Annotated in this window: 24 protein-coding genes and 1 tRNA gene; 12 read left to right on the top strand and 13 right to left on the bottom strand. The window is 64.9% G+C overall.

What is annotated here, in order from left to right; all coding sequences use genetic code 11:
* Positions 1-65: 65 nt before the first annotated feature.
* Both LJD17_RS00935 and LJD17_RS00940 read right to left on the bottom strand, forming a co-directional pair.
* On the bottom strand, positions 66-1,850 hold the full coding sequence (locus LJD17_RS00935) for an ABC transporter ATP-binding protein (protein ID WP_227381990.1): 1,785 nt from the start codon (positions 1,848-1,850) through the stop codon (positions 66-68).
* A 123-nt stretch (positions 1,851-1,973) separates the two neighbouring features.
* Complete coding sequence (locus LJD17_RS00940; protein ID WP_227381992.1) at positions 1,974-2,933, bottom strand: small ribosomal subunit Rsm22 family protein; 960 nt, start codon at positions 2,931-2,933, stop codon at positions 1,974-1,976.
* A gap of 222 nt (positions 2,934-3,155) precedes the next feature.
* Here LJD17_RS00940 and LJD17_RS00945 point away from each other — a divergent pair, with 222 nt between their 5' ends.
* Complete coding sequence (locus LJD17_RS00945; protein ID WP_227381994.1) at positions 3,156-4,070, top strand: pirin family protein; 915 nt, start codon at positions 3,156-3,158, stop codon at positions 4,068-4,070.
* 23 nt (positions 4,071-4,093) lie between these two features.
* Positions 4,094-4,486, top strand: a complete 393-nt coding sequence (locus LJD17_RS00950; RefSeq protein ID WP_227381996.1) for an OsmC family protein — start codon at positions 4,094-4,096, stop codon at positions 4,484-4,486.
* A gap of 11 nt (positions 4,487-4,497) precedes the next feature.
* Here LJD17_RS00950 and LJD17_RS23945 read toward each other — a convergent pair whose 3' ends face one another.
* The gene (locus LJD17_RS23945) at positions 4,498-5,082 is read right to left on the bottom strand and encodes a calcium-binding protein (RefSeq protein WP_264478220.1); all 585 of its coding nucleotides are present in this window, start codon (positions 5,080-5,082) and stop codon (positions 4,498-4,500) included.
* 200 nt (positions 5,083-5,282) lie between these two features.
* Here LJD17_RS23945 and LJD17_RS00960 point away from each other — a divergent pair, with 200 nt between their 5' ends.
* A complete protein-coding gene (locus LJD17_RS00960) occupies positions 5,283-6,002 on the top strand; it encodes a DUF1028 domain-containing protein (protein ID WP_227381998.1) in 720 nt (239 codons plus the stop codon).
* 88 nt (positions 6,003-6,090) lie between these two features.
* Here the strand turns inward: LJD17_RS00960 and LJD17_RS00965 are convergent.
* Positions 6,091-6,165: transfer RNA gene (locus tag LJD17_RS00965), tRNA-Gly, on the bottom strand.
* A gap of 184 nt (positions 6,166-6,349) precedes the next feature.
* Between LJD17_RS00965 and LJD17_RS00970 the strand changes: the two genes are divergently transcribed.
* From LJD17_RS00970 to LJD17_RS00985, 4 genes are read left to right on the top strand one after another with little or no spacing between them, the layout of a single operon-like run.
* A complete protein-coding gene (locus LJD17_RS00970; protein ID WP_227382000.1) occupies positions 6,350-6,886 on the top strand; it encodes a prolyl-tRNA synthetase associated domain-containing protein in 537 nt (178 codons plus the stop codon).
* A 41-nt stretch (positions 6,887-6,927) separates the two neighbouring features.
* Positions 6,928-7,833 (top strand): thioredoxin, encoded by a 906-nt coding sequence (gene trxA / locus LJD17_RS00975; protein WP_227382002.1) that lies wholly within the window; start codon positions 6,928-6,930, stop codon positions 7,831-7,833.
* Positions 7,834-7,861: 28 nt separating this feature from the next.
* Positions 7,862-8,533: an LON peptidase substrate-binding domain-containing protein gene (locus LJD17_RS00980; protein WP_227382004.1), complete on the top strand. Its 672-nt coding sequence runs from the start codon at positions 7,862-7,864 to the stop codon at positions 8,531-8,533.
* 9 nt (positions 8,534-8,542) lie between these two features.
* Positions 8,543-8,749, top strand: a complete 207-nt coding sequence (locus LJD17_RS00985; protein WP_406600744.1) for a Trm112 family protein — start codon at positions 8,543-8,545, stop codon at positions 8,747-8,749.
* Positions 8,750-8,776: 27 nt separating this feature from the next.
* Here LJD17_RS00985 and LJD17_RS00990 read toward each other — a convergent pair whose 3' ends face one another.
* Positions 8,777-9,676: an HpcH/HpaI aldolase/citrate lyase family protein gene (locus tag LJD17_RS00990; RefSeq protein WP_227382008.1), complete on the bottom strand. Its 900-nt coding sequence runs from the start codon at positions 9,674-9,676 to the stop codon at positions 8,777-8,779.
* Between the two features lie 70 nt (positions 9,677-9,746).
* Here LJD17_RS00990 and LJD17_RS24180 point away from each other — a divergent pair, with 70 nt between their 5' ends.
* Positions 9,747-11,453: a serine/threonine dehydratase gene (locus LJD17_RS24180; protein ID WP_319799659.1), complete on the top strand. Its 1,707-nt coding sequence runs from the start codon at positions 9,747-9,749 to the stop codon at positions 11,451-11,453.
* Between the two features lie 5 nt (positions 11,454-11,458).
* On the opposite strand, the gene LJD17_RS01005 is transcribed toward LJD17_RS24180, so the two are convergent.
* Positions 11,459-12,091 carry a LysE family translocator gene (locus LJD17_RS01005; RefSeq protein WP_227382010.1) on the bottom strand — a complete coding sequence of 211 codons (633 nt, stop codon included), beginning with the start codon at positions 12,089-12,091 and terminating at the stop codon, positions 11,459-11,461.
* Between the two features lie 152 nt (positions 12,092-12,243).
* Here LJD17_RS01005 and LJD17_RS01010 point away from each other — a divergent pair, with 152 nt between their 5' ends.
* Both LJD17_RS01010 and LJD17_RS01015 read left to right on the top strand, forming a co-directional pair.
* Positions 12,244-12,927, top strand: a complete 684-nt coding sequence (locus tag LJD17_RS01010) for a carbonic anhydrase (protein ID WP_227382012.1) — start codon at positions 12,244-12,246, stop codon at positions 12,925-12,927.
* A 157-nt stretch (positions 12,928-13,084) separates the two neighbouring features.
* Entirely contained in the window at positions 13,085-18,733 is a 5,649-nt protein-coding gene (locus LJD17_RS01015; RefSeq protein WP_227382015.1) for a hypothetical protein, read from the top strand.
* Between the two features lie 43 nt (positions 18,734-18,776).
* Here the strand turns inward: LJD17_RS01015 and LJD17_RS01020 are convergent, their stop codons facing one another.
* Together LJD17_RS01020 and LJD17_RS01025 are read right to left on the bottom strand one after the other, a co-directional pair.
* On the bottom strand, positions 18,777-19,808 hold the full coding sequence (locus LJD17_RS01020) for an aspartate-semialdehyde dehydrogenase (protein WP_227382017.1): 1,032 nt from the start codon (positions 19,806-19,808) through the stop codon (positions 18,777-18,779).
* A gap of 245 nt (positions 19,809-20,053) precedes the next feature.
* Positions 20,054-20,659 (bottom strand): GNAT family N-acetyltransferase, encoded by a 606-nt coding sequence (locus LJD17_RS01025; RefSeq protein ID WP_227382019.1) that lies wholly within the window; start codon positions 20,657-20,659, stop codon positions 20,054-20,056.
* A 16-nt stretch (positions 20,660-20,675) separates the two neighbouring features.
* On the opposite strand from LJD17_RS01025, the gene LJD17_RS01030 reads away from it, so the two are divergent.
* Positions 20,676-21,467, top strand: a complete 792-nt coding sequence (locus LJD17_RS01030) for a hypothetical protein (RefSeq protein ID WP_227382021.1) — start codon at positions 20,676-20,678, stop codon at positions 21,465-21,467.
* Here LJD17_RS01030 and LJD17_RS01035 read toward each other — a convergent pair.
* Positions 21,445-22,566: a sulfite oxidase gene (locus LJD17_RS01035; protein WP_227382023.1), complete on the bottom strand. Its 1,122-nt coding sequence runs from the start codon at positions 22,564-22,566 to the stop codon at positions 21,445-21,447. The genes LJD17_RS01030 and LJD17_RS01035 overlap by 23 nt on opposite strands.
* A gap of 189 nt (positions 22,567-22,755) precedes the next feature.
* On the opposite strand from LJD17_RS01035, the gene LJD17_RS01040 reads away from it, so the two are divergent.
* Positions 22,756-23,103 carry a hypothetical protein gene (locus tag LJD17_RS01040; protein WP_227382024.1) on the top strand — a complete coding sequence of 116 codons (348 nt, stop codon included), beginning with the start codon at positions 22,756-22,758 and terminating at the stop codon, positions 23,101-23,103.
* A 54-nt stretch (positions 23,104-23,157) separates the two neighbouring features.
* Here the strand turns inward: LJD17_RS01040 and leuB are convergent, their stop codons facing one another.
* The 4 genes from leuB to LJD17_RS01060 all read right to left on the bottom strand — a co-directional run bounded on the left by leuB (position 23,158) and on the right by LJD17_RS01060 (position 26,850).
* The gene (leuB, locus tag LJD17_RS01045) at positions 23,158-24,264 is read right to left on the bottom strand and encodes a 3-isopropylmalate dehydrogenase (RefSeq protein ID WP_227382026.1); all 1,107 of its coding nucleotides are present in this window, start codon (positions 24,262-24,264) and stop codon (positions 23,158-23,160) included.
* Between the two features lie 172 nt (positions 24,265-24,436).
* Positions 24,437-24,922: a hypothetical protein gene (locus LJD17_RS01050; RefSeq protein WP_227382027.1), complete on the bottom strand. Its 486-nt coding sequence runs from the start codon at positions 24,920-24,922 to the stop codon at positions 24,437-24,439.
* Between the two features lie 105 nt (positions 24,923-25,027).
* A complete protein-coding gene (locus LJD17_RS01055; protein ID WP_227382028.1) occupies positions 25,028-25,651 on the bottom strand; it encodes a LysE family translocator in 624 nt (207 codons plus the stop codon).
* Positions 25,652-25,659: 8 nt separating this feature from the next.
* Positions 25,660-26,850 (bottom strand): lytic murein transglycosylase, encoded by a 1,191-nt coding sequence (locus LJD17_RS01060; RefSeq protein ID WP_227382029.1) that lies wholly within the window; start codon positions 26,848-26,850, stop codon positions 25,660-25,662.
* Positions 26,851-26,894: the final 44 nt, after the last annotated feature.

Here is a 26,894-nt window from a genome sequence, read left to right on the forward strand (position 1 = left end):
GGCCAGAGTAAGGCCGATCCGCTTAACAATGTAATAATATACCGATAAACGCGGATGCCGGCCGGTCAGGCGGCGGGGCTTGCGGGCTCCGCGTCGTTCGACAGCTGGAGGCGATGGAGGCGGGCATAGGTGCCGCCTTTTGCGATCAGGGCTTCGTGGGAGCCCATCTCGGCCACGCGTCCGGCTTCCATCACGACGATCTTGTCCGCGTCCCGCACCGTGGACAGGCGATGGGCGATCACCAGGGTGGTGCGGCCCTTCATCAGCTTGCGGATGGCCTCCTGCACCAGCTGCTCGGATTCCGAGTCGAGGGCGCTGGTCGCCTCGTCGAGAAGCAGGATCGGCGCGTCCTTCAGGAAGGCGCGGGCGAGGGACACGCGCTGGCGCTCACCCCCGGAGAGCCGTCCGCCGCCGGGGCCCACGATCGTGTCGTAGCCCTGGGGCATCCTCATGATGAAATCATGGGCGGCGGCGGCTTTGGCGGCCGCGACGATCTCGTCGTCCGAGGCTCCCGGGCGGCCGAAGGAGATGTTGGCCCGGACTGTGTCGTCGAACAGAACGACCTCCTGGCTCACCACCGCGATTGCCTTGCGCAGGGACCGGAGGGTCACGGCCCGCACATCCTGCCCGTCCACCAGCACGGCGCCGGAGGTGACGTCATAAAGGCGCGGCACGAGGGACAGAAGGGTCGACTTGCCCGATCCCGAACGTCCCACGAGGGCCGTGGTTCGCCCGGCCTCGGCGGTGACGTCCACGTGATGAACCGCCACCTGCTCCGCATTGTAGGAAAAACCGAGATCCTTGAAGCGGATCTCGCCGCCGGCGATGGCCAGCGGCTTGGCGCCGGGACGGTCGGTGATCCTCGGCTTCTCGTCCATGACCGCGAAGGTGCGCTGCAGGGCGGCTGCGGCCTCCTGCACGATGGCATTGAGGTTGCCGAGCGCGCGGATCGGCTGCGCCGCGAGGATCAGAGCACTGACGAAGCCGGTGAAATCGCCGACCGTGCTGCCGCCGGACACGATGCGCTGGCCGATCAGCACCAGAACCGCCGCAACCGCGAAGCCGCCCCCGGCCTCCAGCAGCGGATCCAGACGTCCCCGGGCATTGGCGGCCTTCATCTTCAGCTTGCGCACCTCGTCGAACGTGGAGGCGGCCCTGTTCTTCAGATATCCTTCGAGCGCGTAGGTCTTGGCGATGCGCGTGCCGGCGAGGCTTTCCGCGATCAGGCTCGCCATCTGTCCGGTCTGCTCCTGCGTGGAGATCGCGACGCGGCGCAGCTTCTTGCCGATCTTGCCGATGGGATGAGCGATGAACGGCACGGTGACGCCGGCCACGAGGGTCAGGACCGGATCGATCCACAGCATGGCGCCGATCAGCGCGATGATGGTGGTCACCTCGCGCAGGAACACGGTGGAGATGCGGGTCAATGCTTCCTTGATGAACAGGAAGTCGGTCGTGAACCGTTGCGTCAGGGCGGCGGGACTTTCCCGCCCGATCTGAGCGATGTCGGCTTCGATCATGTGGCCGTAAAGAGCCGTCTGCATGTCGGCTTCGATCTGCGTCACGACCTTGTTGGTCAGGATGGTGAGCGCCAGGAGCGAAAAGCCTTTGACCGAGGTGACCGCGATCACGAAGAGAGGCGCCAGCAGGATCGCCGTCTGATCCTTGGCGGTAAAGGCATCGAAGGCCGCCTTGATCAGAACCGGATAAAGCCCGGTGGCTCCGGACACGAGCGCCACGAGCAGGAGCACGAGCGCCAGCGTCCTGGCATGCGGACGCATCCAGTCGCGCCACAGGCGGCGGATCAGGGGAAGCGTATCGCCGCGCAGAAGCGGGTTTTTGCCAGCCATCGTCTCAAACTCTTCCTTGAACACGTGTCGCGTTAGCACGGGCGCGCAACCGGCGGCAAACCGCCCGCGGGATCGAAGCCCGAGGGCGAATGCCGCGCGCGGATCTTCCCTGACCGGACGCTCCTAGAGCGCATCCCCCCAATCGGACCGGCGCGCCCGCTTGAAATCGGCTCCGGAGCGCTTGGTGAAGAGGCGCTCCTCCGCCCGCCCTTCGCTCAGGCAGAGCTTCAGCCGGACCTGCCCGCTGCCGAGCCGGGGCGGCGCGATGACGCGGGCCGCAGGCTGCTGTCCGGGCAAGCGCGAAGCCGCCAGGTAGATGAATTTCTCGTCCTCCCACGGCACCTCCGCCCCCTTGGCCTGCCGATGCAGGCGCGAACGGGCGACCCGGCGCGAGAAATGACACCAGTCGGGCCGCACGAGGGGGCATGCGGCGGCATGCGGGCAAGGAGCGAGAAGCGTCGCGCCGGCCGCAATCAGCCGGCCGCGGGCCGCCAGGATCCGCTCCCACCCGGCCGGCGTTCCGGGCTCCACGATCAGCAGCGTGTCCCGTGTCAGACTCCAGAGCCGGTCGACAAGCGGCCCACGGGCGGGCTCGTCCAGCTCGTCGAGCACATAGGCCAGCGTGACCAGATCGCGAGGCTGCAGATCCGCGAGAGGCTCCGTCACGTTGCCCGCGCGCCATTCCGACGGGACAGGCGCATCCTGCGCGAGCCTTTCGCCCCACGTCCGGATGATGCCGCTTCCTTCCACCAGCAGGGCATGACCGAGATCCGGCCAGCAATCCATCGCGGCCCAGAAAGCGGAGCCGGGGCCGGATCCGAGATCGAGGAGGTCAACGGGAGTGAAATGGGGTCGGATGTCCGCGACGGCCGCCATGGCGGCGCGGATCGCCGCATAGGTCGCGGGCAACCGGGTCGCCAGATACGCGCGGGCCGCGATGTCGTCCGAGAGATGGAAGCGACCATCGCGGATCTCGGCCCGGTAGCGAGCCGACAGTGTTCCGGCGGCGCGGCCGAGATCGGCGAGGCTGACCCCGGCAAGCGCGGCATCCACGCCCTGTCGCAGGAGCGGCGGCAGTTCCATGCATTCCTTCCCTATCAGGAGCCGAGCACCCGGAGTGCCGACGGAAAGCAGGCTCCATAACACAGGCCTCGTGCCATCCCCAGAACCAATGGGGACCAAGTCTCGTGCGGGTTGTCGCGTCAAGCATCCGCCGCGCAAAGACGGCTTGTCCCGAATGCGCTTGGCTTGGCCGCCGGACGGCCTATCCTTGCGCGACCTTGAGACGGGCGAAGGAGAGGCCCCATGAGCTGGCTGCCAAGCGAAGATCCGATCCTGGGCGATGCGCAATCCTGCAACGCCCTGGAGCTGGTTGTCGTCCCCCGGGTCCGGGATCTCGGCGACGGGTTCTCCGTCCGGCGCGCCTTGCCGCACGGCAAGCGTCAGATGGTCGGGCCGTTCATTTTCTTCGATCATTTCGGCCCTGTGCAGTTCATCGCCGGACAGGGCATGGACGTGCGTCCGCATCCGCATATCGGCCTTGCGACCGTGACCTACCTGTTCGACGGGCGGATCACCCATCGGGACAGCAACGGCAACGTGCAGGACATTGCGCCCGGCGCCATGAACCTCATGACCGCCGGACGGGGAATCGCCCATTCCGAACGCTCGCCGGAAGCGGAGCGGCATGGGGGACGCATGCTGGGTCTGCAGAGCTGGATCGCGCTTCCGGCGGACAAGGAAGAAATCGCCCCCTCGTTCCAGCACTATGACGCGGCAAGCCTGCCGGTGGTGGCGGATACGGGCCTGCGGGCCCGGATCATCGCAGGCTCCGCCTTCGGAGCCACGGCGCCGGTGGAGCGGGTCTCCGATTGGTTTTACGTGGAGGTCGCCCTCGAGGCGGGCCATACGGCACCTCTCGACGCGGACCACGAGGAGCGGGCGATCTATGTGGCGGAGGGCGAGGTCGATATCGCCGGCGACCGCTTCGAGGCGCCGAGGCTTCTCGTGTTTCGTCCCGGCGACCGGATTACCGTGCGGGCCCTCAAGCCCACCCGCATGATGTTTCTCGGCGGCACCGCCCTCGAAGGCCCGCGCCATATCTGGTGGAACTTCGTGTCGTCGAGCCGCGAACGGATCGAGCAGGCGAAGGAAGACTGGAAGACCGGACGCTTCGGCCACGTGCCGGACGAAAGCGAATTCATTCCTCTGCCCGAATAACCCCATCCGTTCGAGGATTCTTCATGGCCACCGTTCACCTCGCAAGCGCCGCCGGCTTCCATCAGGACATCCGCGCCCGCACGCATACCTTCCCGGCGGACGAACCGGAAAATCTCGGCGGGACGGATACCGGCCCTTCTCCCTATGAGCTCGTCCTGGCGTCCCTGGCCGCCTGCACGTCCATCACCTTGAGAATGTATGCGGACCGCAAGGGCTGGGATCTCGGGCGCATTGAAGTGGACGCCCGCTTTGCGCGCGACGAGGCCGGCGCGGAATCGATCACCCGCGAGGTCCGCCTCGCGGCGGCGCTGAGCGCCGAACAGCAGGCCCGCCTGCTGGAGATCTGCGAAAAGACCCCCGTGACGAAAACGCTGAAGCGCGGCACGCCGATCGCCACGACCCTAAGCGCGTCCTAGTCTGGCTCTGCTCAGAAAAACAGAAAGTCCGATGCGGCCAGCGTCGTGCCCGGCTTGAAATCGGCGACCTTGACGGCCTCTGCCACACCGGTGCCGTCCTGATCGTAGGACAGTGCGCCGTTGGTTTTGTTGTAAATGAACCGATCCGTCTCGAGCTGCGCCGTTTCACCGAGGCGAAGCTGCGCGCTGGTGAGATGGCCGACCTTGAGATCGAGGCGCATGTCCATCTTGATGCCCGCGGGGCTCAGGTCCAGCGCTTGGAAGTATTTGTAAGCCAGAACGACCTTGTCCTTCTGGCTTCGGCTGAAATCCAACACCCGATCGACGTTGGTAGCGCTGGGCGCCCGGTCGAACACGAAATAGTCGGCTCCCTTGCCGCCCAGAAGCGTGTCTCGTCCGGCGCCGCCAACGAGGAGGTCATCACCACCGCGGCCATACAGCGTGTCGTTGCCGCCATTGCCGTAAAGTTCGTTGGGACCGTTTCCGGCAATGACCCGGTCGCTCGCTCCGTTGCTCACATAGCGTGCCGGTTCGTAGGTAAGCGAGTTGAGATCGTGTCCGCCGTAGCCGACGGTTCCGGATTTTCTGACCGACATGGAAGCCCGCAATGTTTTTATGTTGCATTGACCTGATAGAGAATATTCTCCCCTGCGTCCAGTCATAAACCTCCGCCCGCTTGCTCAACGGGCCAGCGCCGTGACACGGTTGGCTCAGGGTGCCTCAATGGCCGGGCTACGGCGACCGGGCGCTGTCGAGACAGGCTTCCGTCCAAGGTGCACGCAAGGGAGATGGCAACATGACATGGTCGATCGTGGCGCGGGACGGGGAAACGGGGCAGATCGGCATCGCGGTCTCGACCTGTGCGTTCGCCGTCGGGGCCCGGGTGCCTTTCGTCGCGCCGGGCGTCGGGGCGGTCGCGACCCAAGCGTTCGTCAATCCGTTCTACGGCTTCCGAGGTTTGGAGCTCCTGCGGGCAGGCGCCTGCGCCGAGGACGTGATCCGCATCGTCACCACGGCCGATGAAGGCCGGGGCCAGCGGCAAGTTCATGTGATGGACACGCAGGGAGGTCTTGCGGCCTATACGGGGGCCGATTGCGTTCCCTGGTGCGGCCATCTGATTCGCGGCACCTTCTCGGTCGCGGGCAACATGCTGGCCGGTCCGCAGGTGATCGAGGAAACGGCCCTGGTGTTCGAGAAATCGGCGGACCTGCCCCTGGCCCGGCGGTTCCTGGCAGCCTTGAGGGCGGGCGAAGCGGTGGGCGGCGACAAGCGCGGCAAGCAATCGGCGGCCATTCTCATCTGTGATGAGGAGGAATATCCGTATCTGGATATCCGGGTCGATGACCACCAGGATCCCCTCACGGAACTTGCGCGCCTCGAAGAGGTCAGCCGCAGCCGCTTTCTTCACTATCGCAAGTTCATGCCGTCGCGGGACAACCCGTCGGGAGTCATCGATCGCGAGGAGATCGAGCGGCGGATCGCGCAATCGATGGCAGCCGAGAACCGGGCCGGGTGAGCGGAGAATCGCCAAAAAGGCCGTGAATGCGCGAAAGGCCGCCCGGCGGCGACCTTTGTTCGACCCTGTCAGAAGATATGGAGAAATTTGGAGCGGGCGAAGGGATTCGAACCCTCGACCCCAACCTTGGCAAGGTTGTGCTCTACCCCTGAGCTACACCCGCACGCTCCCGGCTTGCGCCGTTTCGAGGCCGCTGATGTGCCTCAAAACGATTCATATTGCAAGGGGTCTTTTGGCAGGGATCTTTTGGAAAGGACCCGGGCCCGGCCGCAAACTTGCGCCCCTGCGGCTTGAGGCCGGACCCGCACCTCGCTAGAACCTCCCTTCGTTTGGAGCCTGTCGAAGCCGTGTCCCATCTCTCCCCCCGCGATCTTCTCGACCAACTGGCCGCCCTCGGCATCGCGGCGGAAACGGTCGAGCACGAGCCTGTTTTCACGGTGGCCGAGTCGCGCCCGGTGAAAGCGCGGATTCCCGGCGCGCATTCCAAGAACCTGTTCGTGAAGGACAAGAAGGGCCGGTTCTTTCTCATCACCGCCAAGGACGAGACCATGATCGATCTGAAGCGGGCTCACGAAGCCATCGGGGCGTCCGGGCGCCTGTCCTTCGGATCCGCCGATCAGTTGCGCGCCCTGCTCGGCGTCGAGCCGGGCTCGGTCACTCCGTTCGCCGTGGCGAACGACCGGGACCGTCAGGTGACGATGATCCTCGACGCCAACCTGATGGACCACGAGCGGGTCAACTTCCACCCTCTGGTCAATTCCATGACCACCGGCGTATCGCGGGACGATCTGCTCAAGTTCCTGCGCGCGACCGGTCATGAACCGCTGATTTTGCGGCTGCCCGAGCCGCCGGAATTGCCAGACGGCCCAGCCGTTCCCATCTGAAACACATATCCGAAGCGTTCAAGACCCCATTCGAGGATCGCATGCTCACCGACACTCCCCCCAACGGAAAACCAGCCGACGGACTGATCAAGGACACGACCACGGCAAACTTCCGTCAGGATGTCCTCGCCGAATCCATGCAGCAGCCGGTTCTGGTGGATTTCTGGGCGCCCTGGTGCGGGCCGTGCAAGCAGCTGACCCCGGTGCTGGAGAAGGTCGTCCGCGAGGCGGGCGGCAAGGTCAAGCTTGTCAAAATGAACATCGACGAGCATCCGCAGATCGCGGGCCAGCTTGGCGTTCAGTCCATCCCGGCGGTGTTCGCGTTCCAGCGCGGCCAACCGGTCGACGGCTTCATGGGTGCCCTGCCCGAAAGCCAGATCAAGACGTTCATCGAACGCCTCATCGGACCGCTCGGCCCGAGCGCCACGGAAGAAATCATGGCGGAAGCCGACCGGCTGGCCGCGGAGGGCGACGCGGCGGGCGCGGCCGAGCTTTATGCCGGCATCCTCACGCAGGATCCGACCCATGCTCCGGCGCTTGCGGCTCTCGCCAAGCTGCACGTGGAGCTTGGCGACATCGAAGGCGCCAAGCGCCTCCTCGACATGGCTCCGGCCGACAAGGCGAACGATCCGGCCATCGCGGGAGCCAGGGCGGCTTTGGAACTCGCCGAGCAGGCCGGTTCGCTCGGCGATGCCGCCGAACTCGAGCGGCGCGTCCAGGCCGATCCCCTCGACCATCAGGCCCGGTTCGATCTGGCGATCGCGCTCAATGCGCGCGGCAAGCGCGAAGAAGCTGTCGATCAACTCCTTGAAATCGTCCGCCGGGACCGCAATTGGAACGAGGACGGCGCACGCAAGCAGCTTGTTCAGTTCTTCGAGGCCTGGGGTCCCATGGACCCCGCAACGCTCGCGGGACGGCGGAGGCTTTCCTCGATCCTGTTTGCCTGACGCCACGGTCCACAAGCGGGAGATGGGAATGGGAATGAACGCGGTTTACCGGGGGCCTGAGGATTGCCCGTCGGTCATCCCCGTCTTTCCGCTCCCCGGCGCCCTCCTCCTGCCGAGAGGACAGATCCCGCTCAACATTTTCGAGCCGCGCTATCTGTCCATGGTGGACGATGCCCTCAAGGGCGATCGCATCATCGGCATGGTGCAGCCGGATGCGGACGGAGGCGGAACGCGGCTCAGTCCTCAGCTCTATCACGTGGGCTGCGCCGGAAGGCTGACGCAGTTCGCCGAAACGGGCGACGGCCGGTATCTGGTCACGCTCGTGGGAATCGCCCGCTTCCGCATTACGGAGGAAATGGCCACCACGACCCTCTACCGCCAATGCAAGGTCGACTTCGAGCCTTATCGGCCCGACTTCGTCGCCCGGGCGGGCGAGAACGAGGTGGACAGATCGGGCGTCGTGCGCGCCCTGCGCGATTTCGTGGAAGCCGCGGATGTGCGTGTGGACTGGAAGGGGATCGAGGAAGCGCCGAACGAGGCGCTGGTCAATGCCCTTTGCATGATGAGTCCCTTCGGAGTCCGCGAGAAGCAGGCGCTTCTCGAAGCGCAGGATCTCAAGACGCGCGCCGAGGTCCTGATCGCACTGACGGAGATCGAGCTTGCCCGCGGCAGCAACGGCTCCGAGACACCACTGCAATAGGAGATGAACGTGACCGAGACCAATTCGCAGCCCGTCGAGGCGACCCGCATCGACCCGAAGCTGCTCGAAATGCTGGTCTGCCCGTTGACGAAGGAATCCCTCGACTACGATCCCGCGCGCCAGGAGCTCATCAGCCGCCAGGCGAAACTCGCCTATCCGATCCGCGACGGCATTCCCATCATGCTGCCGGAAGAGGCGCGCCCACTGACGGATTGACGCGCCCGCGAAACGCCTGTTTCCGCCTTATGGGGAAGCGCGATGCGCGCTCCGTTTCTCGATGGCTTCGGCAAGGGCCAGAACCCGCCTGGCCATCTCGGCGTGCAGGCGTTCCACCATCCGTCCGTTGATGGCGATTGCGCCTTTCTGCGCGTTCTCCGGCTTGTCGAAAGCATCCGCCACGAGGCGCGCCGCATCCACCTCCTCGTCCGAGGGTGAGAAGATCGCATTGGCGATGGCGATCTGGTTCGGATGGATCAGCGTCTTGCCGTCGAAGCCGCAATCCCGCGCCTGTTCGCATTCGGCCCGCAATCCCTCTTCATTCGTCAGGTTGTTGTAGACGCCGTCGAGAATATCGATGCCGTTGGCGCGGGCTGCGGCCAGCGCCGTCATCATCCAGGGCAGCATGGGCGCCCGGCCGGCGATGAGCCGGGCGCGGGTTTCCCGCGCGAGATCGTTGAGCCCGAGGACGAAGCACGACAGGCGCGTGTCCACATCGTGCGCGGCGCTGGCGATCGCGTCCAGCCGGAGGGTCGCATGGGCGGTCTCGATCATCGCCCAGACCCGGATGGATTCCCGCGCCTTGTGCCGCCGCAGCCTGAGGCCCACGGCGGCCAGCGTCTCGGGCGAGGACACCTTGGGAATCAGGATCGCGTCGGGTCCGGCCGCGACCGCCGCCGCGAGATCCTCCTCGCCCCAAGGCGTTTCCAGCGCGTTGATGCGGATCACCACTTCTCGCGGCCCGAAGCCGCCCTCCGCGACGGCGGCGCAGACCTGCTCGCGGGCGCTTGCTTTCACATCCGGCGCGACCGCATCTTCGAGATCGAGAATCAGCACGTCCGCCGGCAAGGTCCTGGCCTTGTCGAGCGCGCGTGCGTTCGATCCTGGCATGTAGAGAGCGCTGCGGCGCGGGCGAATGTCGGTCATGAGGGTCTCCGGGCGGTGGCCCGACTTTAGCCGCCTCGGCATGCGCGGAAAACGGCAGAAGGCGGAGAGAATGTGGATCGCAGGGGTGGATGGCTGTCCGGCCGGGTGGATCGCGGTGCTGGCCCACCGGGACCGGCCCTCCGAGCCTGTCGTGCGGATCGTCGGGCATATCGCCGACCTTGTCGATGCCCCGGAGCGGCCGGCGGTGATCGCCGTCGACATGCCCATGGGTCTGCCCGACCGGATTCACGGCTCCGGACGCTCGCCCGAGCAGCTGATTCGCGGATTGCTCGGGGCCCGGCAATCTTCCGTCTTTGCCATCCCGTCGCGCCGTGCCGTCGAGGCGCGGGAATACCGGGTGGCCTGCGCGCTCGCCCTTGAGACCTCCGATCCGCCCCGCAAGGTGTCGAAACAGGGTTTCCATCTTTTTCCGAAGATTCGCGAGATCGATATCCTGCTGCGGCAGCGGCCCGAACTGGCCGGTCGCCTGTGGGAAGTTCACCCCGAGCTGGCTTTCTGGGCGATGAACGGCGATCGCGCGCTCACGGAACCGAAAAAGGTCAAGGGCACGCCCTATCCGCCGGGCCTCACCCTCCGGCGGGATCTCCTGGTGAAGGCGGGCCTGCCGCCGGACCTGGTGGCGGCGCGCCAGCCACGCGGGGCCGCGGCGGACGATCTGCTCGATGCCCTGGCGGGGTTGGCCGTGGCGCTCGACATCGCTAGAGGTGGAGGACGCTGCTTTCCCGATCCGCCCGAACGGGACGCCCATGGGCTTCCCGTTGCCATCTGGACCCTTTCATCTCAGGCTCCCATGTCCGAATCCGCCGCCCTGCCGATCACCCGCACCGCTATCGAACAGGCTCACGCCCGCATCGCTCCCCATGTCCGGCGCACGCCGGTCTGGTCCCTGCCCGGCGCCTTCGGCCATCAGGGACCGGTCAGCCTGAAGCTGGAATTCCTGCAGCATGCGGGCTCGTTCAAGTCGCGGGGCGCCTTCAACACCCTGTTGTCGAAACCGATTCCCGCCGCCGGAGTGGCCGCGGCGTCCGGAGGCAACCATGGGGCTGCCGTGGCCTACGCGGCCCGCCAGCTCGGGCTGAAAGCGCGCATCTTCGTCCCCGAAATATCGAGCCCCGCGAAGGTGGCGGTGATCCGCTCGCACGGTGCGGACGTGGTCATCGGCGGCGCCCGCTATGCGGACGCCCAGGCGGCCTGCGATGCCTATGTGGCGCAAACCGGAGCCTTGCGGGTCCACCCCTTCGATGCGGATACGACGATGGCCGGTCAGGGAACCGTCGGGCTGGAATGGGAACAGGATGGCCCTCCCCTCGACACGGTGCTGGTCGCCGTGGGCGGGGGCGGTCTCATCAGCGGCATCGCCAGCTGGTGGGCGGGCCGTGTGAAAGTGGTCGGCGTCGAGCCGGAGGGCTCGCGAGCCCTGCACGCGGCGCTCGAGGCCGGCCGCCCCGTCGACGTGGACGTCGATTCGGTCGCGGCCGATTCCCTGGGAGCCCGCAATACGGGGAATCTCGTCTACAGCATCTGCAGCCGGGCGGTGGATCACGTGGCGCTGGTGACGGACGCGGCCATCCGGGACGCCCAGGGGCTCCTCTGGCGCGACTGGCGTCTGGCGACCGAGCCCGGAGGCGCCGCGGCCCTCGCGGCCCTCGTCTCAGGCGCCTACAAGCCGCAACCGGGCGAGCGGATCGGCGTGCTCCTGTGCGGCGCGAATGTCGAGCTGACGAAGCTCGACGCGGTGGTGCAGCCGGTGGCCTGAAGCGCCTATTTCTTCGACTGAAAGGCCAGTTGCACCGCAAGGCCGCCGAGGACGGTTCCCATCAGCCAGCGCTGGGCCAGGACCCAGCCGGGATGACGCGCCAGGAACTTCGCGACGGAGCCGGCCGTCACGGCGATGAGGGCGTTGACCGAGACGCTGATCGCGATCTGCGTGGTTCCGAGCAACAGCAACTGTCCCAGCACGTTGCCCCGCGCCGGATCCACGAACTGGGGCAGCAGCGAGAGATAAAGCATCGCGGCTTTCGGATTCAGGAGATTGGTCACGAGCCCCATGGTGAAGAGCTTGCCGGCGCCGTCACGGGGAAGATCGCGAACCTGGAACGGCGATGTGCCACTCGGTTTCAACGCCTGCCATGCGAGATAAAGAAGATACGCCGCGCCCGTCAGGCGCAAGGCATCGTAGGCATAAGGCACGGCGAACACGAGGGACGTGATGCCGAGAGCGGCGCACAGCATGTAGAACAGAAATCCGAGGGCGACGCCGCCAAGCGAAATCAGGCCCGCCATGCGGCCCTGGCAGATCGATCGCGAGATCAGGTAGATCATGTTCGGGCCGGGGGTGAGCACCATGCCGAGCGCCACGAGGGCAAAGGCCAGAAGTGTTGTCGTGTCGACCATGATCGAATCCCCGCCGAGGCTGTACCAATGGCATGTCCCCCACGGAGGGAAAAGGGCGCCGGAGGTATAGGTGCCGCGCATTTCCTCATGTCAATATTGCCACCGGGAGCGGCTGGGACTAGGAAGCAGGCGCTTAAAAAGGGAGCTCGCCTGTGTTTCCGCAACGTTTGACCGATGGCTACCGCGCCTTTCTCGACGAACGCTTCTCTCACGAGAAAGGACGATATGAGGCTCTCGCCGAGCAGGGGCAATCGCCGGAGATCCTGATCATCGGTTGCTGCGACAGCCGGGTCTCGCCCGAAGTCATCTTCGACGCCAGTCCGGGCGAGCTCTTCGTGGTGCGCAACGTGGCCAATCTCGTGCCGCCCTACGAGACGGGCGGGGATTACCATGGCACTTCCGCCGCGCTCGAATTCGCCGTCCAGGCGCTGCGCGTGAAGCATATCGTGGTGCTCGGCCATGCACGGTGCGGCGGCATTCGGGCCTTCGCCGACGATACGGCACCTTTGTCGCCGGGCGATTTCATCGGCCGCTGGATGAACCTCATCGCCCCCGCCGGCGAGCGGGTCGGCCCGCGCGGCGAGACGGATTTCGCCGATTACCTGACCCGGCTCGAACTCGCGGCGATCGAGAACAGCCTCAACAATCTGATGACCTTCCCTTGCGTCCGCATCCTGGTGGAACGGGGCAAGCTGCAGCTCCATGGGGCATTTTTCGGCGTGGCGTCGGGCGTTCTCATGATCCGCGATCCGGAAACCGGAGAGTTCGTGCCGGCGGTGGACAAAATGCCCGGGCGCATATCGATGTTCAACGCACGCCGGGTGGACGCGCCCTGAGATCGCGGGGCCCGAAGCCGGCCATCTGCGTGCTCGACACCCCCGCCAAGGAGACCGGTATCTGGGACCGGTAACCTTGGCGGTTTATTCCTATACAGTTTAGTTGTTGACGGCCCTATGACATATAATAACATGTCATGACATTTTGGGGGCTGTCATGACGACTTTGTATATTTCCAATACCCGAACGAATTCCGTCCTTCTCGATCCGACTACCTTCTCCGATCTTCAGGTCACGGCGACCGGAACCCTGACCACCGTCAACGCAGCCGTCGAGGGGTATCCGGGCGCCACGGTGGCGGTCGACGGATCGATTTTCTCCCAGATGGACGCGATCAGCTTTGCCGGAATGGGCTGCGCCATCACGGTGGGGGCGACGGGCATCGTCCGTGGAAACAACAATGGCGTTTATCTGGGAGACGACGCGAATACCGTCATCAACAACGGCCAGATCTCCGGCTCGCTGAACATTCTCGGCACGGCCGCCGTCGTGCTGGACGGATCGGACAACTACATCTTCAACGCCGGGCTTTTCTCGGGCTATTACGGTATTCTCGGAACGGCGACCCAAGGGGACGGAAATCTCAATCACATCCTGAACGAAGGACGTATTCAGGCGACCGATACGGGAATTCTTCTCACCGCCATCAACGGCCTTGTTCCGTCGACGCGCGCGACGGTCGACAACCCCCTCGACTACGGTGTCTTCAACAGCGGAACCATCATCGCAGGCCTGACGGGCGTCGATATCCGTTTGGCCGGCAGCGTGACCAATACCGGCCTCATCAAGGCCAGCCTCGTCGGCATCACGTTCAACACGGGAGATACCTTCCTCAGGAATTCCGGCGAGATCATCGCCCAGACGGCGGTTTTCGGCTCCATCGATGGCGATACGCTCCTGAACAGCGGTCATCTTCAAGGCGCCATCCTGCTCAATGACGGCGCCGATCTCTACGACGGACGGGAAGGCACCGTCACCGACGCCATCAATCTCGGTGACGGCAACGACACCGCTTATGGCGGCGCCGGCGTCGAGACGTTGCTGGGCGGCGCTGGCCGCGATTCGCTTTTCGGTTACGGCGGAAGCGACGATCTCGATGGAGGAGACGGCGACGACGTGCTGGACGGCGGGACCGGGGCGGACCGCATGATCGGCGGATCCGGCGACGATACTTTCGTGGTCGACAACGCCGGCGACCTCGTCGTGGAAGCGGCGGGAGACATCGAGGGAATCGATACGGTCGAGGCTTCCATCTCCTATGCGCTCGGCGCGAATGTCGAGCACCTGACCCTCATCGGCGCCGCTCATATCAACGCAACCGGCAACGAGCTCGCCAACACGCTCACTGGGAATGACGGCGACAACGTTCTCGATGGCGGCGCGGAGGCCGATCAGATGGCCGGCGGCGCCGGCAACGACACCTATGTGGTCGACAACGCCGCCGATGTCGTTACGGAAAGATCCAACGAGGGCGTCGACACGGTGACGGCTTCCGTCGGCGTCGCCTTGGGCGCCCATGTGGAGAATCTCCTGCTCCTTGGCGCCGACGACATCGACGGCAGCGGCAATGACCTTGCGAACGTGATCACCGGCAATGCCGGAAACAACATCCTCGACGGCGGAACCGGCGCCGACCGGCTCGCGGGCGGCCTCGGCAACGATACCTACCTGGTGGATCACGCGGGCGACCGCGTGACGGAAGGAGCCGGGGAAGGAACCGACACGGTCAGATCGACCATCAGCTACGCGTTGGCCGACAACATCGAGCAACTGGTTCTCGTCGGAACCGGCAACCTCGACGGCATCGGGAATGGCTCGGCCAACACCATCACCGGCACGTCCGGCAACAACCTGCTGGACGGCGGCGCGGGTGCCGATCTTCTCACCGGCCGTGGGGGCGACGACACCTACATCGTCGACGATGCCGGGGACGTGGTGGCCGAACTCGCGGATGAAGGCTCCGACACGGTCCGCGCTTCGGTGTCCTATGGTCTTTCCCAAAATGTCGAGAACCTGATCCTCACCGGATCCGGCAATATCAACGGCAGCGGCAACGACGCGGCGAACGTGATCACCGGCAATGACGGGAACAACATCCTCGACGGCGGAGCGGAAGCCGACCACCTTGTCGGCGGGCTCGGCAACGACACCTATCTGGTCGACAATGCCGATGACATGGTCGTCGAGGCGGTGAACGAGGGGATCGACAGCGTCGTGTCCTCGGTCTCCTATTCCCTGAGGGCCAATGTGGAGAACCTGACCCTTAGCCAGAACAACAACATCGACGGGACCGGCAACAGCCTCGCCAACACCCTGACCGGCAACGCGGGACACAACGTTCTCGACGGCGGCGCAGGCGCCGACCTGCTGATCGGCGGACAAGGCAACGACACCTATGTGATCGACCAGGCGGGCGACACCGTTGTCGAGGCGAGCGACGAAGGGGACGATACGGTCAGAGCCTCGATCGGCTACAGCCTTGGGGCCAATCTCGAAAACCTCGTCCTGACGGGATCCGGCAGCATCGGCGGCACCGGGAACGATCTTGCCAACACCATCACCGGCAATATGGGCGACAACACGCTCGACGGCGGCGCGGGGGCGGACAACCTCGCGGGCGGACAGGGGAACGATACGTATCTCGTCGACAATGCCCAAGACACGGTCACCGAAGCGGCCGGCGAAGGCGTCGATACGGTTCGGGCCTCCATCACCTATGCTCTCGCAAATCATGTGGAACGCCTGATCCTCACTGGAGCGGCTCCCATCGACGGCACGGGCAATTCCCTCGACAACGTCCTTGTCGGAAACGATGGCGGCAACGTCCTCGACGGCGGCGCAGGCGCCGACGACCTGCGCGGCGGGCTCGGCAACGACACTTATCTGGTCGACAACGCCAAGGATCTCGTGAGCGAGGCGGCAGGCGAAGGCGTCGATACCGTTCGGGCGTCCGTCAGCTACACGCTGAGCGCCAATGTCGAGAACCTGGTTCTCTCCGGAGCCGGCAACATCAGCGGGATCGGCAACGAACTTGCCAACGATATCACCGGCAACGGCGGCGACAATGTCCTGGACGGCGGCGCGGGCGCGGACAGCCTCGCCGGCGGCGGCGGCAACGATACGTATATGGTCGACAACGCCAACGATCTGGTTCTGGAGGGAGCCGATCAGGGTGTGGATACGGTCAACGCCGCGATCTCCTATGCGCTGGGTCAGAATGTCGAGAACCTCACGCTCACGGGCAGCGGCGATCTGAGCGGGATCGGCAACGATCTTGCGAACACGATCACTGGAAACAACGGAAACAATGTCCTCCAGGGCAGCGGCGGCAACGACCTGATGGATGGCGGCGCGGGATCCGACAGGGCCGTGTATCTGGGCTCGAAAGCCGATTATGTCATTACCCGCAAGGCAGACGGCACCATCGAAATCCGGGATACCCAGGACGGGCGGGACGGAACCGACATTCTCAAGGGCATCGAAACCCTTCAATTCGTCGACGGAACGGTGACTCTCGCCTCCAACGCACCGTCTGCCCCGGTGGTTCAGGGATCGATCAACACGATCAACGAAAATGCGGCCTTCTACACCCCGGTCGCCAGCGTCCAATCGCCGAATGTTGCCGCGGCGTCGGTGGTCTATTCCCTGTCCACGAATCCCGGGGGCAAGTTCGCGATCGATCCCGCAAGCGGCATGATCGGCCTCGTGGGCGATATCGACTACGAAGCCTCGTCCACCGTCGACCCGGATCTCAAGACCGAGTTCAAGGACACGCCGCAGGAGCGCAAGTATTATCTCCTGGCGGTGACGGCCACCGACGCGACCACCAGCTGGTCGTCCACGCCGACGACGATCAAGGTCTACGTCAACAACGTGAACGAAGCGCCCACGGGACTGAGCTTCACGAACGGCACCACGAAGGCCACCATCGGCGAGAACGCTGCGGACGGCGCCGTGATCGGGGCCTTGCAGGCAGTGGATCCGGATGGCGACAGCCAGTTCGTCTATGCGTTCGACACCAGCGGCAACGGCGGCTCGAGCGGTGCCGGCAATGCGGGAGGCCGCTTCAAGATCGAGAACGGCCAGCTGAAGGTCGCGGCGCTCACGGACATTACGAAGCCGGAGACCTACACGGTCACGATCAAGGTGACCGACAAGAACGGCGGCCCTGGGGCCACCGCGACTTATAAGGACTTCCTGATCACCGTAAACCCGGCCACCGGCGGCAATGAGGAACCGGTCTTCGGTATCGAGGGCAATCCTGCAACACCGGCCACCGACACAGGTCCGGCCGTGAAACCGTTCATGGGCATCACGTTGTCGGACCAGGAAGACAACGATCTGACCCTTACGGTGTCGTTCACCAATGCGGAAGGCGTCCTCGACAATATCGGCTCTACCGCCACCGTGCAGGTCACGGACCCCGATCCCACCGCCACGACGCGCACCATCACCCTGAAGGGCAAGGCCGGGGACCTTCAAACCTTCCTCGACAACATCACCTTCGATCCGGCCAACAGCACGGCCAATTCCGGGCAGGTGACGACGCAGTTCTCCTTTACCCTGAAGGACGACAGCCACGAAGCGAGCAATCACCTCAATGCCGTTCGGGTGGTCACCACCATCGTGGACAAGTCGGAGAATGCCGCGCCGGTGATCGGCAATGCGGGCAGCGCCGCCGATCCGATCGTCAAGGAGATCCTGGATACGCAGACCACGAAGCCGTTCGACGGCGTGACGGTGACGGATGCCGACAGCACCACGGTCACCGCCACCATTGCGCTTGACGTCGACTCGAAGGGCGCCTTCCTGGCCTCCAGCCTGAACGGGTTCGCGTACAATGCCCAGACCCACACCTATTCCATGACGGGTACGGCGGAAACCGTCCAGAACGCCCTCCAAGGATTGGTGTTCGATCCTCGCGATCGCGCCACCAGCGCTGTCGGCGACAAGGAGACCACATCGTTCACCCTCACGATCGCCGATGGCGAGGGCGGGCAGGCGACCAGCAACTTCATCAAGGTCGAGGCAGCCGCTGCCAATCGCGGCCCTTCGGACATCACCCTCACAGGGGGCCTGGCCGCCGCGGAATATGCCGCAACGGGCACCCTGGTGGGCACCCTCGGCAATTCCGATCCGAATACGGGCGATCAGCACACCTATACCCTGACCGACAGCGCCGGCGGGCGTTTCAAGATCGTGGGCAATCAGCTTCTGGTCGACAACGGCTTCAAGCTCGACTTCGAGCAGGCCACCGCGCATGCGGTCACGGTTCACGTGAGCGATGCATCCGGTGCTTCCTATGACAAGAGCTTTACCGTCAGGGTCGACGATGTGGCCCGGGAGCTGACGGCGGGTAGCCCGGGAGACGACGTTTTCAAGGCCGGAAAATACAACGACGTCCTCGGGGGCGGTTTCGGCAACGATGTGCTGTGGGGTGGCGCGGGCAAGGACACGCTCACCGGCGGCAAAGGCAAGGATGTGTTCGTGTTCAACACCAAGCTGAACAAGAAGACCAACCTCGACAAGATCAAAGACTTCAACGTGAAGGACGACACGATCTGGCTCGACAACGCCATCTTCAAGAAGCTCGGCAAGGGCAGCGAGCTGAAGCCGGGCAAGCTCAACAAGGCGTTCTTCAGCATCGGCGATCACGCCAAGGACAAGAACGACTATCTGATCTACGACAACAAGAAGGGCGTGCTCTTCTATGATGCCGACGGCTCGGGCGCCGGCAAGGCGATGGAGATCGCCACCCTCTCCAAGAAGCTCAAGATGACCTACAAGGACTTCTTCGTCATCTAAATCGGCAAAATAAAGGGCGGGGTTCAACCCCGCCCTTGTTGTTTCAGGCCGCCTTCTTCTTCGACGGCAGGAGATTGCGGTTGGCCATAGCTTCCGCGATCTGAATCGCGTTGAGGGCCGCGCCCTTGCGCAGATTGTCGGACACGCACCAGAACGAGAGGCCGTTCTCGACCGTGATGTCCTCGCGGATGCGCGAAATGTAGGTCGCGTCCTCGCCGGCTGCCTCGTGGGGGGTGATGTAGCCGCCGGGTTCGCGCTTATCGATCACCACGACGCCGGGAGCGGAGCGGAGGATGTCGCGTGCCTCATCGGCCGTGATCGGCTTCTCGAACTCCACGTTCACGGCTTCCGAGTGGCTGATGAACACCGGAACACGCACGCAGGTGGCGGTGAGCTTGATCTTGGGATCGAGGATCTTCTTGGTCTCCACCATCATCTTCCACTCTTCCTTCGTGAACCCGTCCTCCATGAACACATCGATATGGGGGATCACGTTGAAGGCGATGCGCTTGGGAAACTTCTTTTCCTGCACGTCCTGGAGGGAATAGAGAGCCTTGGTCTGGCGATCGAGCTCGTCGATGCCGTCCTTGCCGGCGCCCGAGACCGACTGATAGGTCGCAACGACCACCCGCTTGATCGTGGCGTGATCGTGGAGCGGCTTGAGCGCCACGACGAGCTGCGCCGTCGAACAATTCGGATTGGCGATGATGTTCTTCTTCATCTCACGCACCGCTTCGGCGTTCACCTCCGGAACCACCAGCGGCACGTCGGCGTCGTAGCGCCAGGCGGAGGAGTTATCGATCACGACGGCGCCTTGCGCGGCGATCTTCGGCGACCATTCCTTGGAGACATCACCGCCGGCCGACATGAGGCAGAGATCCACATCGGAGAAGTCATAGGTGTCCAGGGCCTTGGTCTTCAGCGTCTTGTCGCCGTAGGACACCTCCGTTCCCTGGCTGCGGCGCGAGGCCAGCGCCACCACCTCATCGGCCTGAAAGGCCCGTTCGGCGAGAATGTTCAGCATCTCGCGGCCCACATTACCCGTCGCGCCGACGACAGCGACCTTGTATCCCATTGGACTTCTCCTGTTTTCGCTCTCCCCGGAGATTGTAACAACCCTTGTCGGGTATCGCCTCTCGCCCCGACGGGAGAGAGGACCGGGGACGACGAGGCTTAGGCGGCCGTCGTTTTCACGGCCGTCGTGACGGTTTTCGTTTTGCTCGTCGTTGTGAGCAGCGTCATAGCCATCGTCCATCGCAAGGCCCGAGCACCGGGCCGAAGATCCTTTCAGCAACACATCAAAGGCGAAGCCGCGTCAAGTCATTCTTGCGACGAGGGCGCCGAACCGTTCGGTTCGAGAAAGAAACGGTAGAAGACCTTGTCCTGTTTCACGCCGCCGAGCGCTTCGTAGAATTTTTGGGCCTCCACATTGCCCCGATCCGTCGTGAGATCGATCCGGGTGATCTGCCGCGCTCGGGCGTATTCGGCGAGCCACGCCATCAGGGCGGTTCCGACGGAGCGGCCCCGCGCCTCCTTCGCCACATAAAGCTCCTTCAGGAACAACAGGCCGCCGAGATTGAAGCCCGGCCGCAGCAGGGCAAAGCAGGCGAGGCCCACGGGGTTCCCTTCGTCGAAGGCGAGAGCATAGCGGGTGCCTTCCTGTTCCTCCATGGACGTTTGCACCGTGGCCTGGGTCTCGGCCGGATCGGAGCAGGCGTTGTCGGAGGCATAGTGCCGTTCGAGGGATCGGATGAGCGCTGCGATGATGGGCGCATCGTCGATTTCGGCAGTGCGCACGGTGATCGGGGACGGTGGAAAGGCTGTCGACATGGGCGGAATGGTAACCTTCGATTCACGATGCTGAACGAAAGCTTTCGAATAGGCGAGAACGCTACGGTAGAACAGTCGCTTAAGGATGGCCATCATCTGCGACGGGAGCATCATGCCGAGGGCGATCGACGCCGATTGGGACGAGGACGAGCTGGCGGACGAGCAGCCGCTGCGCGGTGCCCGTTCGCGTCTCCCGTGGCTCCGGATGGGCATCCTGTCCGGGCTGACCGTGGCGGTGCTCGTCCATTTCGCGCGGCAGGCCGAACCGCCGGGCCGCTCCCCGGCAGAGCCGAAGGATGTCCCGGTCTCCACCCTCATCGCCCCGCCGCCGTCCTGGCAGGCCCTGCCGCAGGCCAATGCCGCCTACGGCGTCGAAAAAGCCTTTGCGCCGGCCACCTTCACGGTCCGGCAGCATTCCTCGGGCGCGCGTGAAGAAACCTTGATGTTCGGCCGGTTCGGCGATCCCCGGCATGCCCGCATCAGCCTGGTGGAGGGTCCGGTCGAAGAGCAGAGGCGCAGTTTCTTCGTCGATCTGGTTCGCAAGGCCGCCGAGGCCGGGCTGTCCGTGACCCGCAATACGCAAAGTCAGCTCATCGCGACCAAGTTCGGCTCCGTCGAAATCGCCGAGGTGACCCTGGCCGGCGTCGGTGAACAGACGTGTCAGGCCTTCCGGTTTGCGGATTCCGAGACCGCCTTCGGTTTTCAAGGCTGGCTTTGCGGATCCGAGGCCCAGAATGTCGATGCGACGCAGGCCGCCTGCTTCATCGACCGGATCGCCCTCGCGGGGACCGACAGTCTCGTTCTCAAGGCCTTTTTCGCCCGGGCCGAGCGCAAGCGGACGGATGCGTGCGGACCGGCTGCCCGCACGGCGGCCGTTGCGGCTAAATCTCCCGGCCGACCGTAATCGCAACCCGGTGAACGGCGTTGCAGCCATAGCCGTTGGGGTTCCAGTTCTCTGCGACGAGGGGCTGTGTCCGCCCTGAGGAATCCGTGGCCCGCGCCCAGATCTCATAGGTGCCCTCGCCCGGGAGCGGGAGGGACGCGGACCAGCGCGCCCAGTCGTAACGGTTGCGCAAGGGCTCGAGGGCGGCATCGCTCCAGGTCGCCCCCCGGTCGATGGAGATTTGCACCCGCATCACCGCATCGTCGCCCGCCCAGGCGGCGCCGCGGATGGCGATATCCCGGGTGCCGGCCGCATAGGCCGTCCCGTCGGCCGGTGCCGTGACGATGCTGCGCACGGGCATCGATTCCAGGATGCGCAGGGCGACGCCCTCCCCGTTCGACCCGGGCGGAATCGGATCGACCGGCACCCGGTACGACAGCCCCGTCATGCCCGGGCCGTCATGTTCCCGATCGCGGATCCAGATCCGCGTCAGCCATTTCTGGCTCAGCGAGCCCGGCCAGCCCGGCACCACGAGGCGCAAGGGACCTCCATGCAGAAAGGGCAGTGGCGCGCCGTTCATGGCAAAGGCCAGAAGGGTATGCTCTTCGAGGGCTTTGTCGATCCGCATGCCGCGGGAGATGGACGGCGCATCGTAACGGCCGGACTTGTCCGGATCAGCCCCATAATGGGCGGTGTACACGGCGGAAGTCTTGAGACCGGCCGCCCGCAGCACGTCCGCCAGGGACACGCCGGTCCATTCGGCGCAGCCGACGCCGCCGTTCGTCCAGGGATTTCCCTCCGCGGCAGGCGAGAAGAACGAGCGTCCGTTGCCGCCGCATTCCAGCACCATGCGGTAGGTCTTTTGGACAAACCGGCTTTTCAGCTCGGCCACGGTCAGACGCAGCGGGGCCTCGACCTCGCCATCGATGACGAGCATCCATTCATCGGGACGCTCCGCCCTGGGCGGCAGGAGACCATTGTTTCTGACGAAGAAACGCGAGACCGGCGTCGTCGCGTCGTCCAGGCCCTCCTCCGGCGTTTCGGCCACAAGAGGAACATGGCCGAGAAGGGAAAGGGAATCCTTCCCTCGCAGTTCAGGAATGTCGTCGCGCCGATCCAATAGACTTCCTTTCCTTCACATTCCTCGCATGCCCCATCGGAGAGCGGAACAATTTAAGCGACGGCGCTATATTTCCAAGGGTTCGCCATTGGGGTTCGCCATTGGCGGGACCCACCGCGTGTTTCCGAGCAGGCGCCAGGTTGAGCACGATGGCGCGCCCTTGATCGATGGTTATGCTGGAGGCTTCAGATGCGCCGTTTCGTTACGATCAGCCTGGCATCCCTGGCTGCAATCACCGCCTTTTCCGTCACCGCCGAAGCCCAGAATCGGAATCGGCCTCTCACCTTCCGGGTCGCGCCACGCAGCTTCCTGGATCCCGGCAACGTGGTGGCTCCGAATTCGATCAGCCCAGGGGCGAGCGGCTACGGCCAGGCTCAGTCGTATATTCTCAGCCCGCCCTATGGACAGAGCGAGCGCTTCAGCGGCGGCGGGCGCCTGCCTGATCCGATCACCAACGGCCCGTTCGTCGGCTCGCGCAACCCGTTCGGGCCGCTCGATTTCAACCCGAACGTCGAATCGACGGGCTCGATCCGCTGAACGCGTCGCGAAACCCATGGGCCGACCGGAGTCGCCCCATGGGTGTTCTTCGTCTCAGGACAGCGCGCTCAGCTCCTTGACGATCGCGTCGCCCACATCCTGGGTGCCCACCGCATTGGCTCCCGGCGCGGCGATGTCCTTGGTGCGCGTGCCGGAGGCGAGCACGTTGGCGATCGCCTTTTCGAGCAGATCCGCGGCTTCGACGAGCCCGAAGGAATAGCGCAGAGCCATGCCGAACGAGCCGATCATGGCGATGGGATTCGCAAGTCCCTTGCCGGCGATGTCCGGCGCGGAGCCGTGAACCGGCTCATAGAGCGCCTTGCGGGTGCCGGATTTCGGATCCTCCGCGCCGAGGGAGGCCGAAGGAAGCATGCCCAGGGAGCCGGTCAGCATCGCGGCGATATCGGACAGGATGTCGCCGAAAAGGTTGTCGGTGACGATCACGTCGAACTGCTTGGGGTTGCGCACGAGCTGCATGGCGCAGTTGTCGGCCAGCACGTGCTCGAGCTGCAGGTCGGAGCCCTCGGCCTTGTGGAGCCGGGACACGATCTGGCGCCAGAGCACGCCCGACTTCATGACGTTGCTCTTCTCGGCGGACGAGACCTTGTTGCGGCGCTTGCGGGCGAGATCGAAGGCGACCCGCGTGATGCGCTCGATTTCGGCAGTGGTGTAGAGCTGCGTATCGACGGCGCGCTGCGAGCCGTCTTCCAGGGTGACGATTTCCTTGGGCTCTCCGAAATAAACGCCGCCGGTCAGCTCGCGGACGATCATGATGTCGAGGCCCTCGACCACCTCGCGCTTGAGCGAGGACGCATCGGCGAGCGCCGGATAGCAGATTGCCGGGCGGAGATTGGCGAAGAGCCCCAGATCCTTGCGCAGACGCAGGAGACCGGCCTCGGGCCTCACCGCATAGGGAACGCCGTCCCATTTCGGCCCGCCGACCGCGCCGAAGAGCACCGCATCCGCGTCTTGCGCGCGGACCATCGCGGCCTCCGAGATCGCAGCGCCGTGGGCATCATAGGCGGAGCCGCCGACGAGATCCGTTTCGGTCTCGAAACCGACGCCGTTCTTGGCGAACCAGCCCACGATCTTCTCGACCTCGCGCATGACTTCCGGACCGATGCCGTCGCCGGGGAGAAGGAGGAGCTTGTGCGTTGCCATGAGAAAATCCTGATCCGATGGCGTGTCGTCATGACCGGATCCGGTCATCCACCCTGTTCACGCCGTTTCAAAGGGGCGTGGATTCGCAAGCGAGGCTCGAGAATGACGGTCAGGGGTTTAGGCTTGCCGGCCTCGGTTTGGCAAGCATCCGCGTATCCTTCGTTAGACGAAGCTAGCGCAGGGACGGACACTGGGCCCGGAAGCGCGCCAGCGCGTCGCGGTTGCGTCGATTGAGGGGAACGGACAGGAATTTGTCGGCAACCTCGACATCGAGGCGCGTCCCTCGCGTCAAAAGTCGGACGAGGCCGGCCGAACGGGAAAGCTTCCCCATGGCCCGCATGTCGCCCGAGCGCTTGTCATGGACGATCCTGGCGGCGACAACCGCCCGCCCGCCCGGGCTTTCCAGGGTGATGGCCGTAGGATCCCCGGCCTTGAACCCTTTGATGGCCACCTCGGGGGATACGGAAATGTCGCCCGACGCGCGGTCGCAGGTGAAGCGCAGGCTGCCGGCATCGTCACCGGTCGCCGTCAAGATGAGGGTCGCGGCTCCCTGGTCGGCTCGCCGTGGCGCAGACCGTCGCTCGAGAGGCAAGTCCGCAGCCTGGGCCGCGCCCGCGACGGTCAGAGCGACCAGTACACCTGCACTGACACGGCGCATCGCTTCCCTCACTCTTCGACCCTTGAACCCACGCGGCCCCTATGGAACGCTACGGCGTAGCGTAACACTCACGTAAGGGAATGGAAGCTGCGCTTTGACGAATCGTTACGCTGGTTTGCGCGTAAAGGCCAGAGCGATGCCAAAGCCGATCATCATCGACCCGGACAGGCGGTTGAACCATGCCAGGGCCTTGCCCGTGCGAGCGAGGGAACCCAGGCGGCGCCCCAGCACGGCGTAGAGAAAGACCGCGACGATCTCGAGAACGAGGAACGTGAGGCCCATCACCGTAAAGCTCGCCGCATAAGCATGCAGGTCGAGAAACTGCGGAAAGAACGCCGTGAAGATCAGGATCGCCTTGGGATTGCCGAGGGCGGTCCAGAATTCCTGGGCCATGAGCGACGCAAGTGCGCGGCGTGGGAATGCGTCGGTCGTCTCCGCCGTTCCGCCCGCCGAGCGGAGCACCTTGATCCCGAGCCAGACGAGATAAGCCGCTCCCGTCCATTTGACGACAGAAAAGGCCGTCTCCGAGGCGGCCAGGAGGGCTCCGAGTCCGAAGGCCGTGAGGCCGATCATCAGCGCGAAGGCCGCCAACCGGCCGAAAGCCGCAACCGTCGCGACCCGCACGCCGCGACGCATCCCGTAGGTCAGGGACAGGAGGTTGTTCGGCCCGAAGGCGAGGTTCAGGGCGAAGCAGGCCGGAACGAAGAGCAGGAACGTGTTCCAGGCCATGGCAAAACCTATCCGCGCAAGGCCTGAAGAACCTTGCCGCCGGGGCGGCCACGCTGCTCGAGGCCGATCTGGCGCTCCACATCCTTGATGGCGTCGCGGGTCTTCTGGCCGATCTTGCCGTCCGGCTCCCCGACATCGTAGCCGCGGGCGGTCAGGAGCCGTTGCAGCTCACGCCGTTGGGCCCGGGACAGGGGCGGATCGTCCGTGGGCCATGCGGTGCGGATGCCCGGCTGACCCTTGAGCCGGTCGCCCAGGAGAGCGATGGCGAGCCCGTAGGATTCCGCGGCGTTGTAGGAATACACCGCGTCGAAATTCTTGGTCACGATGAAGGCCGGACCGTTCGCCCCGGCCGGGATGATCACGCCCGCCGCATAGCTGCCGGAAAGCGGGCGGCCGTCCACATGGGTCACGCCCATGTTGGCCCAGGCGGAGAGCGGGCGCTTGTTCTTGCGGCCGGCGAGCCCGGCATTGAACCCGGCCGGAAGGCGGACCTCGTAACCCCAGGGCAGACCGCTCGACCAGCCGGCCTTCTTGAGGAAATTCGCCGTGGACGCGACCGCATCGGGCACCGACATCATGATGTCGCGGTGACCGTCGCCGTCGCCGTCGACCGCCAGCCTCTGGAAGGTGGAGGGCATGAACTGGGTATGGCCGAAGGCCCCGGCCCAGGAACCGCGCAGGTTCGCCGGATCGATATCGCCGTCCTGGACGATCTTCAGGGTCGCCATCAGCTCGCCGGTGAAATATTCGCGGCGGCGCGGCGCATAGCAGGCCAGGGTCGCGAGAGACTGCACCAGGGGGCGCCCGCCGATATCCTTGCCGAAATTGGATTCCACGCCCCAGACGCCGGCGATCACGTGACGGTCGACCCCGTAGCGCGCCTCGGCGGCGGCCAGCGCCTGGCCCCACTGGCGCATGGCGGCCTTGCCGTCCTGCACCCGCTCATCGTCCACGAGCGCCGCGAGATAATCCCAGATCGGCGTCTTGAACTCGGGCTGGTTGTCCATCAGCGCCAGGATGCTCAGATCAGGCTCGACGCCGCTGACCGCCCTGTCGAAGGCTTGCGAGGAAATGCCCTTGGCGGAAGCTTGGCCGCGCAGGGACGACAGACACGAACGGAAATCTCCCTGGGCCATGGCCGGCGTCGCGACGGCGAGTCCAAGGAGCGCGAGAATCGTAGGGGCTGAAATACGAGTCATGCCCCCCAATGTGCGGGCAATTTGGTTAATATTTGACAACCGGC

The organism is Microvirga rosea (assembly GCF_020595095.1).
Classification (GTDB): domain Bacteria; phylum Pseudomonadota; class Alphaproteobacteria; order Rhizobiales; family Beijerinckiaceae; genus Microvirga; species Microvirga rosea.